We start from the raw sequence: 4219 nt of genomic DNA, 5'->3' as shown, positions 1-4219 counted from the left end.
AGCCTCCACAATTCCCGGGGCGGTTCAATCGATCTTGCGGAAGACGGGAATCACACGCTTCACAACATTCTCACCTTGCGCGGTGCCAAAGTGCGCAGCGCACAAAAATGGTCGTACTACCTCGATCAGACGATCGATCTTTGGGGCAGTGAGGCGCAGGTTTCTTTCGGTAGCCATCATTGGCCTCCGTGGGGAAATGATCGCGTCGTTGAGCATCTGAAGAAGCAGCGCGATCTCTACAAGTACATCAATGACCAGACGTTGCGCATGGCGAATCAGGGCCTCACGATGCACGAAATCGCCGAGCAGTTCGTGCTACCCGACTCGCTGGCGAAAGAGTTTTATAACCGGGGTTACTACGGGAACCTGAAACATAACGTGCGGGCGACCTATCAGCTTTACCTTGGATGGTGGGATGGCAACCCGGCGGACTTCGATCCGCTGCCGCCGGTGGACGAGGCGAAGAAATACGTCGACATGATTGGTGCAGACAAGATCATGTCCACCGCGCGCGATGCCTTCTCAAAGGGAGATTATCGTTGGGCCGCGACGATTACCAACAAGCTCGTGTTCGCGCAGCCGAACAATCAGGCTGCGCGCATGCTGGAAGCGGATGCTCTGGAGCAGTTGGGTTATCAGGCGGAATCTGGGCCAGCACGCAACTTTTATCTAAGCGGCGCTCAGGAGTTGCGAGGGGGCGTCAAGAAGATGGCGACGCCGAACACTTCGTCCCCTGACATCATTCGTGGCATGACCACCGAAATGTTCCTCGACTTCTTGGCTATACATTTGAACGGTCCGCGCGCGGGTGACAAGCATTACGCCTTCAACGTGATATTCCCCGACATCAAGGAAAACTATTCGCTGACAGTCGAGGACGGCGTGATGAACTACGGAAAAGGCAAGACCTTGCCCAATCCGGATGCGACCATCACGCTGGACCGCTCGACACTGGACGACATCGCACTCGGCAAACTCAAGCTCGGCAACCTTGCCGACAGTGGGCAGGTGAAGCTCGAAGGTAACCGTCAAAAGTTCAGTGACATGCTGGCCTTGTTCGACAAGTTCGACTTTTGGTTCACCATCAGCGAGCCGTGATGCGCGATCCACATGAAACGCTATAGTGCTTCAGCGGTTTGAGCCATGGAAATGTGGCATGGTGGCGCGAGCGACTTTCGATTTTCAGGCCGCTCGACGGGGCGAAGCGGTCATTCGGTGACGCCTGGCGTTTCGACCGCTTCGGGTCGCCGAGTGCAGAACTTCGCGCGGTCGCCCTCCCGATGCAACATCGACCTGAGGCAGCGCGGCCGGTTGCATCGCTCGGAGGTCCTGGTGAATCCGCAAACCGGGGATTAACGCCGTCCCGCTACGCAACACGACCGACCATCCTGCTTCGCGCTTTCGACAAGACGGTCTCCGGGGATTCACTGGGCGGTTCGGCTACAATCGCCCCTTTCTCCTGCATAGAATAATACTGGAGCGCTGGTCAATTCGGTTCGCCCGGCTCAAACGCCGCGGGTGCGACGCAATTTGAGGTCGACTTTTGCATTTCTTCTCTCGCCGTCCGGCGGTCTCTGTCGTCATGGCCGCCTACAATCACCAGTCGTTCGTGGCGACGGCAGTTTCAACGGTTCTTGATCAGACTTTCGGGGATCTGGAACTGATCGTGGTCGATGATGGCTCGAGCGACGGCACACCGGACGTCGTGGCTTCCATCAAGGACTCGCGCATAAAGCTGATACGACTGCCGGTCAATCGGGCCGTGCATCCGCGCAACCTCGCCTTGACCCATGCACGCGGACGCTATATCGCTTTCCAGAATTCGGACGATGAGTGGCAACCGACAAAGCTGGCGTTGCAAGTTCGTGAAATGGAAAGTGATTCGACTTTGTCTGCATGCTTTACAGCCGGGGAGCTTATCGACGAAGCCGGGCAACCCGCGACCGGAACGTGGGCCGACGGACTGTTCACCACCAGGGAGCGGTCGCCTACCCGTTGGCTCAGGCACTTCTTTGATATCGGCAATTGCCTTCTCCTGCCGTCCGCCGTGGTGCGGCGCACGCAACTGGCTGCAATCGGGGGTTTTCGGGCAAGCCTCGTCCAGCTCGGAGATTTCGACCTTTGGATCCGATTAGCGGCCCTCGGTCGATTCCGACTGCTGCCGGACGCTCTGACCCGTATGCGGATCGTGGCCAATGCCAACCTCAGCGCCCCCAATCCACGCGCCATGAGACGCTCCCAACTAGAGCACGCGATCGTTTTGGAGCGCTATCTGGAACAGCCGCTTCTCGACATGTTCGACAACGTATTTGGCGACATTTCCAAAGCCAGTTCCGCCGGTGCACGCAAGGTCGCGCTTGCTCAGCGGGCGCTCGTGCAAGGAAGCGTGGGGGTGTCGTTTGCGGACCGTGCCATTGCCGGGGTGCTCGACAATCCACTCGAACGAGCCGATGCCGTTGCCGAGCACGGCAATGGATTTATCCACGAGTTCCTCGCACGCCGAGGTGGCTGGGCTTTCGTACAGCAGGATGCTGGAGATCGCGAATGCTGAAGCACCGTGCGCTGCTGACCTCTGTCGAAGCCGTGCAGAACTGGGTGGAAGATGTCCGGGCCGCCGACCGCACTCGGGTCATACCCGGCTCTCTTGCAATGTCCTCGGCATGGGCACTGACCGACGGGCGCATCCGGCACGCTTCCGGGCGCTTTTTCAATATCGTGGGGCTGGAATGGGCGCATGACGGCGCGTTGCAGCGCCAGCCATTTATTGAACAGCGCGAGATCGGAACGCTCGGATTCATCGCGCGTTCGCGCGGTGACACCCTGGATCTGCTCGTGCATGCCAAGGCAGAACCCGGCAATGTCGGATTTGTCCAACTGGCGCCGACCTGCCAGGCAACGGCCAGCAACCATGATCGGGTGCACGGCGGTGAGTTGCCCCCCTTTTCCGGCTATTTCGATGATGTGGCTGGCGACGTTCTATGCGATACGCTGCAAAGCGAACAGGGCAGCCGCTTCTTGGGCAAGCTCAACCGGAATATTTTCGTCGTCGATGATGTCGATGTCGGTGACTCCCTGCATCGCTGGATTTCGCTCGAACTCTTCAAGACGCTTCTTTCGGTCGATCTCCTGGTCAATACAGATGCGCGATCCGTTCTGTGCTGCACGGATTGGCGCACACTGGCCGCACGCGGGGGCGCCGGCCGAGGTGATTTTGGCCGGGCTCTCCGGCGTTCCCTCGATAGCGAGGCGAGGCCTGCGGTCCTTCAGGATACACACGCCTGGCTCAGCCGTCTGAAGCAAGGTGCGCCCACGACGGAGCATCGATCGGTCGAGCATCTGTACGGATGGGCCTTTGACGCAAACGAGCCTGTCACGATGACCGATGGCAAGCTCGCGCTGCGTCATGTTCGGGTTCATTGCGCAACGCGCGAGACGCCCGACTGGGATCAGCCGATCCTCCATACGCTGGAGGAGCAGGTTGTCGAACTAGTGTGCCGGAATCGGGACGGCGTCCTGGAGTTCGCGTTCTGCCCGCGTTGGGAACCGGGCCTCGTCAGGGGCGCAGAACTCGGGCCGACCTTTTTTCGCCGACCCGCCGAGCCAGCAACACCGGGGGTCATTCGTGCTCGCGTGCGCCAGTCCGATGAAGGCGGCAGGTTCTATCGCACGACAGCCGACTACCGGATCGTTGAGATCACGGCGATCGCGGATGACGATCAGTTCTCGTGGCTGAGGTTATCCGAGGTGCAAGCGCTAATGCACGCTGGCATTTTCAACAACGAGGCTCGCAGTGCCCTGTCGATAGGCCTCGCACACCTCTAGCTCAAGCGCATGAAAGAAACGGGGCGAACGAGCAGTCGAGTTGCTTGACAAGCCGCGGCACAGTCAGCGACCTTCCGATGATCGATTAGCCCCGTAACCTGCCCTGGAGGCGACAAAGGCCCGACCGACGGCAGAGGGTCGAGAGCACCCATTCGTTGACGGCAATACCTGACATCCACGGCTACCGGTAGGCGAACGGCAGCAGCGTGACCTGTAGCTGCCTCACAAAGGCCGATGCCTGAATGTCGGCAAAGGCCGATTTGGGTGAAGCGCGGTGACGCTCGGACGGACAGACTCCGCTTGCGGGCACCGCTACGTTGTTCAGCGGCGATCAACGTCGATCTTTTTGACCATTTATCTGCGCGGTTCAATCGTAAGCGCCCGGTGATGGCATCTT

3 protein-coding genes are annotated in these 4219 nt (G+C 59.4%); all 3 read left to right on the top strand.

The annotated features are described in order from the left end of the window. The coding region (locus BG61_RS37780; RefSeq protein ID WP_035943313.1) for an alkyl/aryl-sulfatase at nucleotides 1-1098 on the top strand (1098 nt) is incomplete at its 5' end. Between the two features lie 445 nt (nucleotides 1099-1543). Beyond that, nucleotides 1544-2551, top strand: a complete 1008-nt coding sequence (locus BG61_RS39665) for a glycosyltransferase family 2 protein (RefSeq protein ID WP_267908632.1) — start codon at nucleotides 1544-1546, stop codon at nucleotides 2549-2551. Continuing rightward, the gene (locus BG61_RS37770) at nucleotides 2545-3822 is read left to right on the top strand and encodes an NDP-hexose 2,3-dehydratase family protein (protein ID WP_035935848.1); all 1278 of its coding nucleotides are present in this window, start codon (nucleotides 2545-2547) and stop codon (nucleotides 3820-3822) included. Before BG61_RS39665 ends, BG61_RS37770 begins: the two co-directional genes overlap by 7 nt. The last annotated feature ends 397 nt before the right edge of the window (nucleotides 3823-4219 follow it).

This window comes from Caballeronia glathei (assembly GCF_000698595.1).
GTDB classification, from domain to species: Bacteria; Pseudomonadota; Gammaproteobacteria; order Burkholderiales; family Burkholderiaceae; genus Caballeronia; species Caballeronia glathei.
This window is presented reverse-complemented; position numbering and strand designations above follow the sequence as displayed.

Bases quoted from the DNA above. Each gene is read 5' to 3' on its own strand.
- BG61_RS37770 (WP_035935848.1), top strand. From the start codon at position 2,545: ATGCTGAAGCACCGTGCGCTGCTGACCTCTGTCGAAGCCGTGCAGAAC.